Source organism: Thermococcus sp. (genome assembly GCF_027066465.1).
Lineage (GTDB): Archaea > Methanobacteriota_B > Thermococci > Thermococcales > Thermococcaceae > Thermococcus.
In genome coordinates this window covers 1-5,857 of sequence record NZ_JAMONU010000187.1, presented here as the reverse complement: position 1 = coordinate 5,857, position 5,857 = coordinate 1, and the positions used below count along the sequence as shown (strand labels likewise).

Sequence of the window (5,857 nt, the reverse complement as noted above, 5' to 3'; positions counted from 1 at the left end):
GGCAATAAGCGGAATACCGCCCTTCAACGGCTTCATAAGCAAGTGGCTGATTTACGTGGCCGGCTTCCAGTCTGGCAACTACTTCCTCGCGTTTGGAGCTGTCATGGCGGCCTTCATCAGCGCGGCGACACTGGCTTCGTTCATCAAGTTCTACACGGCCCAGTTCGGCGGCGAGATGAAGCGCTATGAGCACGTTAAAGAGGTTCCGGCAGTTATGCAGCTTGGCGAGTGGATACTCGCGGCACTGACGCTCTTCATAGGAATATTCCCCTTCACGGTCGTTAAGTTCCTCAACGACGGCGTCGCTACCGTCAACCATGGACTAACCGCCCCGGTTACCCACAACGTCTACAAGATAGGCTTCAACTCGGTCACGTTCCTGCCGATAGTCTTCATAATCCTCCTCGGCATCGTGTTCTTCATAGTCTACGCCTACTTCAGGCCGCTCAAGGGTCCAACGGCGAGGCCATGGGACTGCGGTGCCACGAGCATAAACGAGGACGAATACAAGGTGCTCGCTGAGGACTACTACCTCAAGTACGAGGAGAAGATAGGGCACTTCTACGCCTTCACCGACTGGGCGTACTCCTTCGGTAAGGGCATAATAGACCACATCGTCAAGGCATACCTCTGGGTTGCGAGCTACTTCGTGAAGATAGTGGACACCCCGTACACGAAGATAGAGAAGGTCAGCGACCTGTATTCGCTTGAGGTCATGTACCTCGACGAGGAAACCTTCAGGCCAGTTGTCAGGCTGTTCAGGATAGTCAGGGACGTTCTTCCGGGTCTCAGGCTCGGGACGTTCATAGCACTGGCAATAATTGTTGTGGCCATAATCGTGGGAATCATAGTCTGGCTGTGAGGTGATGAAGATGAACGAATACGTTGGCTGGGCCTTCAAAATCGCGGGCGTTATCCTCTTCCTGTTGCTTCCCCCATATTTGGACGGAATAGCGAGAAGGGTCAAGGCGAGACTCCAGTACAGGCGCGGTCCTCCGCTCAGTCAGACATGGTACGACCTCAAGAAGCTCTTTGCCATTCCCTCTGTCATCCCGACCAAGAGCGCCGTCTTCAGGATAGCCCCGTACCTCGCCCTGGCATCTGCAATAACCGCGGCCCTGCTGTTGCCCTATGGCGGCTACGTCCCGATAAACTACGGCTACAACCTGATAGTGTTCTTCTACGTCATAGTGATGGTCAGCGTCTTCATAATGCTCGGGGGCTTCAGCGTTCAGAGCGCCTTCAGCCATCTCGGTTCAGCGAGGGAAATGCAGCTCCTCCTCACCGTCGAGCCAATCCTCGCGGTGGTCTACGGCGTCCTCGCGTACAACGCGGGTTCCCTCAACATAGCCACCATATTCAACAACCTCCACCTCACCCCGTCGCTCATACTCGCCATAATCATACTCGCCTACGCGCTCTACGTGGAGAGCGGCTTCGTTCCCTTCGACATAGCCGAGGCCGAGCAGGAGGTCATTGGCGGACCCCTCAGCGAGTACAGCGGAAGGCTCCTCGGGGTCTTCTACTACGCGATATACATCAAGCGCTTCGCCCTGCTGTGGTTCTTCGTTAGCCTGATAACCTACCCGGTCATGAGGCCCATAAACGACGTCATAACCTCAGTCGGCCTGTTCATAGTCCAGATACTCCTGACGATAGCGTTCTACCCGATAATAGCGGCCCTTGAGGCGACCAACGCAAGGCTCCGCATAGACCACGTTGTGAAGGTTAACGTTAAGATATTCTTCATAGGACTCGGTATCCTCGCAATGGCGTTCATGGGGTGGTGAAAAATGGTAACGACGAAGGATTTGGAAGCTCACTTTGAATTTGAATGCAAGGCGTGTGAAAACGGCCGCTGTGCAAAGGCGGACGTTGAGACAATCCTTTCGGAAAGAGAGGGTCTCAAGGAGTTTTACGAGGCCTTCAAAGAGCACATCAGGGAATGTAAGAGGATGACCTACGGTCAGTACATGTTCGTCATCGACAGGGAGGTCCTTCCGGATGCCGTCCTCTGGTGGCACAACCACCCGGAGTTCAAGGAGACCCACATGTCAACCGCCGTCGGAACAGACGAGAGGCCCCTCAACGGTCACTTCGTTTACATGCCCTTCCTCAGCGTTCAGGTGGAGCACAGGAACATGGACAGGAACTACTGGGTCTTCCTAAAGGCGTACCTTCCCGCCGACGACCCGAGCTTTCCGAGCGTCGCGGCAAAGCTTCCGGCGGCTTTGTGGATAGAGAGGGAAGTTAAAGACCTGCTCGGCTTCAACCCCGTCGGTCACCCGGACCCGAGGAGGCTAATCCTTCCGGAGGACTGGCCAGATGGTGTTTACCCGCTCAGGAAGGACATGGACTACAGGCACTCCCCGATAACAGAACCGAAAACCGAGTACCGGCCGACTCCCGAAGGCACCTCCCTCGTGCCCCTGGGACCCGTCCACATGGGTGTCGAGGAGCCGGCCCACTTCAGGCTCTTCGTGAAAGGAGAGACCATAGTTGACGTCGACTACCGCGGCTTCTACTCCCACAGGGGAATCGAGAAGACAGGTGAGGGCAGGCTCACCTACAACCAGGTGCTCTTCCTCGCCGAGAGAATCTGTGGAATCTGCGGCTACCAGCACTCGGTCAGCTACGCGATGGCCGTTGAAAGATTGGCGGATGTTGAAATCCCGGACAGGGCGCGCTACATAAGGACGCTGATGCTCGAGCTGGAGAGGATACACAACCACCTCCTCTGGGTTGGAATAGCCGCCCACATGGTCGGGTTCGACACCGGCTTCATGCACGCGTGGAGAATCCGCGAGCCGGTCATGTGGCTCGTCGAGCGCTTGACGGGAAACAGGAAGCAGTACGGAATGAACATCGTCGGTGGAGTTAGAAGGGACATCCTCGACTACCGCAAGGAGGAGATACTCAAGGTCGTGAAGGAAATCAGGGAGGGCACCAAGAAGTTCCTCGACATAGCGCTGAACACCAACACCTTCATCAAGCGCGCTGAAGGAGTTGGAATCCTTCCCTACAAGGTCGCCAAGGCCTACTCCGTTCTCGGACCGACAGCCAGGGCGAGCGGAAGGAGGATAGACGCGAGGCTTGACCAGGCAACGAAGACGGCGATGGCCTACAACGAGGTGGACTTCAAGGTTCCGGTTTACAAGGAGGGCGACGTCCTCGCGAGGGTTCTCGTCAGGATGGACGAACTCTTCGAGAGCCTCTGGATTGTTGAGCAGCTGATAGACCAGATGCCCGGCGGGGACATAATGGTTCCAATCGGCGACCTGCCCGAGTACGAGGAGGCCCTCGGATTCACCGAGGCCCACCGCGGTGAGGTTGTCCACTACGTCATGACCGGCGAGAAGAACAAGGTCTACCGCTGGAAGGTGAGGGCACCAACGTACAACAACCTGCCGGCGATTCCCGAGATGCTCAGGGGCTACCACGTGGCGGATGCACCGCTCATCATAGCGAGCATTGACCCGTGCTACTCCTGTACGGAGAGGGTTCAGTTCGTCGACGTCGAGACCGGCAAGGTGAAGGTGCTCACAGAGGCCGAGTTCAATGAACTCTCGATAAAGTATAAGGGGGTGTTCTGATGGCGGAGGCAGTTTCCTACACCGAGAAGCTCAAGAAGTGGGACCGCTTCGAGGCTGAAAAGTTCAGCAAGAAGGCTCCGGTTACCACCCCCTATCCCTTTATTGACATCGAGAAGCCGCCCGAATACAGGGGAATTCCCCACATCAACCCCGAGAAGTGCATAGGTTGCGGTGCCTGCGTAAACGCCTGCCCGCCGGATGCGCTCATAATGGAGTGGGACAAGGAGCACGGCATAAAGAGGCTGACCTACAACGCGGCACGTTGCATAAGGTGCGCTCGTTGCATAGAGGTCTGCCCAACCGGCGCGATGGAGCCAACCACCCGCTTTGAAATAGCGACCGACAACAAGGAAGATTTGGTCGAGGTCGTCGAGCACAAGCTCGCTTACTGTGAGGAATGCGGAGAGTACCTCGACTTCACTGAGAGACAGATTGAATACGTAAAGGCAATTCTGCCCAAGGAAATCTTTGAGATGTACGCTTTGGATGAGAGAATCGGCCTGACACAGGAAGCAAAGATGCGCAAGACCGTTGAAAAGCTCAGGGAGACTGAGGGAATACCTGTTTCGGCCTTCATGCTCGTCGGAGAGGTCAAGGACAAGAAAGGAGGTGAGAAGTAATGGCCCGTCTGAAGTCCGTCTGGGTCTATCACGTTGACGCCGGTTCATGCAATGGCTGTGATATCGAGGTGCTCGACGTCCTCACGCCCTACTACGACCTGGAGAGGCTCGGTATCAAAGTAGTTCCAAACCCGAGGCATGCCGACGTTCTCTTCATCACCGGCCCGCTGACGAGGCAGACGAGGATAGCGATTAGAAAGGCCTACGAGGCCATGCCCCCGAAGCCCAGAATAGTGGTCGCCGTTGGAACCTGCGCCTCCAGCGGCGGAATCTTCTACAACAGCTACGCCCTCTACAACACCTCCCCCCAGCGCGGGAGGGACAGGCTCAGGAGCGGCGGGCCGGAGATGATAGTGCCGATAGACATGTACATCCCCGGCTGTCCGCCAAGTCCGGAGGAGATACTCTACGGCGTCGCTCAACTGCTCGGCATCAAGGAGAAGAAGATGAAGGGTGAATACTGGGTCGCCCTCCCTCCGGAGGAAAAGCCCAAGGCCGAGAACGAGGTCGAGTTCAGAATCCCGGACAGGCCGATACCTCTCCGCTACTGGCTCACCCTTCGCGAGGAGCTCAGGCGCGTAGTTGGCTACTATGACCGCGATGCTGTGCTGGATGATTTTATAGCGCTCGTCGGTAAGGCCTTCGAAGACGAGAACCCCAGAGAGAAGCTCCACGACCTTGTGACGGGATACTTCCTCAAGGAGAAGGACTCCAGGATAAAGGTCGCCATGCGCTTCCTCGAAAACGAGTTCTGGCGCCTCTATGATGAGTACACGTCTCTCGGTGAGTCCATGAGGAGGAAGTATCCCGTGACGGCGGGTGTTTGACGTGCCCTGGAAGCTCTACCGCTTCAAGTACGAGGACTACCCGGAGTATTCGGCGAGGATAACCGGCCACTATGCAGGCGATATGCTCATCATAGAGGAGGAGGGCGAGCTCAGCGAAGAGGCCGTGAAGCTCATAAAAGAGACCCTTGGAATAGACGAAAACGTGAGGGCGTTCAACATCGAGGTTAGGGACGTGCTGAGGCTCCCGATTAAGGAGTTGCCGGAGAAGGACAGAAAAGTTCTGCTCGAGGCCGCTGAGAAGCTCGACTCCGAGAGCAAGCTCCACATCGAGTACAGGCACGTTTACAGCTTCGATTAAACTTTTATTTTCCCACAACTTTTCTCGGGAGGTGGTGATATGAACGAGGAGACGCTGAAGAGGGCCAAGGAGGAGCTGATTCAAAGGGTGAAAGACTTCTACGGCGACAACCTTCTCTCGATAATCTTCTACGGGAGGCATCTCCGCGACCCGAGCTTCCCTGAAATAGACGTGGTCGTAATCATCGATAAACCCTACGACCCGGTGAAGATGAACCGCATGGCGGACTTCGTGGAGAAGGTTCGCGACCCTATAGAGGAGAAATACGGCTATCACGTCTCCTTCGAGCTCTACACGCGCGAGGAAGCCGAGAACTTCCACTCGGGCTACCTCGATGTTGTGGTTAACTATGAGGTCGCCTACGATAAGGATAACTACTTCCAGAACCTCATGAACGACATGCTGAATCCGAAGAAGGCGATGGACTACGTGAAGTACATCAGCACCATCGAGTACATCCAGCTGGACGAGGAGAGGAAGGAATGATTGGAGCGATTT

6 protein-coding genes and 1 pseudogene are annotated in these 5,857 nt (G+C 55.8%); all 7 read left to right on the top strand.

All coding sequences use genetic code 11. The annotated features are described in order from the left end of the window. Positions 1-862: pseudogene (locus tag MVK46_RS09355) on the top strand (hydrogenase); the annotation flags it as partial. Between the two features lie 4 nt (positions 863-866). Next, a complete protein-coding gene (locus MVK46_RS09350) occupies positions 867-1,790 on the top strand; it encodes a respiratory chain complex I subunit 1 family protein (RefSeq protein ID WP_297536410.1) in 924 nt (307 codons plus the stop codon). Positions 1,791-1,793: 3 nt separating this feature from the next. Continuing rightward, complete coding sequence (locus MVK46_RS09345) at positions 1,794-3,593, top strand: NADH-quinone oxidoreductase subunit C (RefSeq protein ID WP_297536409.1); 1,800 nt, start codon at positions 1,794-1,796, stop codon at positions 3,591-3,593. Next, positions 3,593-4,213, top strand: a complete 621-nt coding sequence (locus MVK46_RS09340; protein ID WP_297536408.1) for a 4Fe-4S dicluster domain-containing protein — start codon at positions 3,593-3,595, stop codon at positions 4,211-4,213. Before MVK46_RS09345 ends, MVK46_RS09340 begins: the two co-directional genes overlap by 1 nt. Beyond that, entirely contained in the window at positions 4,213-5,040 is an 828-nt protein-coding gene (locus tag MVK46_RS09335) for an NADH-quinone oxidoreductase subunit B family protein (protein ID WP_297536407.1), read from the top strand. The genes MVK46_RS09340 and MVK46_RS09335 overlap by 1 nt, the downstream gene beginning before the upstream one ends. 1 nt (position 5,041) lies before the next feature. Next, a complete protein-coding gene (locus MVK46_RS09330; RefSeq protein ID WP_297536406.1) occupies positions 5,042-5,359 on the top strand; it encodes a hypothetical protein in 318 nt (105 codons plus the stop codon). 39 nt (positions 5,360-5,398) lie between these two features. Then, positions 5,399-5,845, top strand: a complete 447-nt coding sequence (locus MVK46_RS09325; protein ID WP_297536405.1) for a nucleotidyltransferase — start codon at positions 5,399-5,401, stop codon at positions 5,843-5,845. The last annotated feature ends 12 nt before the right edge of the window (positions 5,846-5,857 follow it).

Excerpts from the sequence above, each read along its gene's own strand:
- MVK46_RS09350 (WP_297536410.1), top strand. The coding sequence starts at position 867 with ATGAAGATGAACGAATACGTTGGCTGGGCCTTCAAAATCGCGGGCGTT.
- MVK46_RS09345 (WP_297536409.1), top strand. The coding sequence starts at position 1,794 with ATGGTAACGACGAAGGATTTGGAAGCTCACTTTGAATTTGAATGCAAG.
- MVK46_RS09340 (WP_297536408.1), top strand. The coding sequence starts at position 3,593 with ATGGCGGAGGCAGTTTCCTACACCGAGAAGCTCAAGAAGTGGGACCGC.
- MVK46_RS09335 (WP_297536407.1), top strand. The coding sequence starts at position 4,213 with ATGGCCCGTCTGAAGTCCGTCTGGGTCTATCACGTTGACGCCGGTTCA.
- MVK46_RS09325 (WP_297536405.1), top strand. The coding sequence starts at position 5,399 with ATGAACGAGGAGACGCTGAAGAGGGCCAAGGAGGAGCTGATTCAAAGG.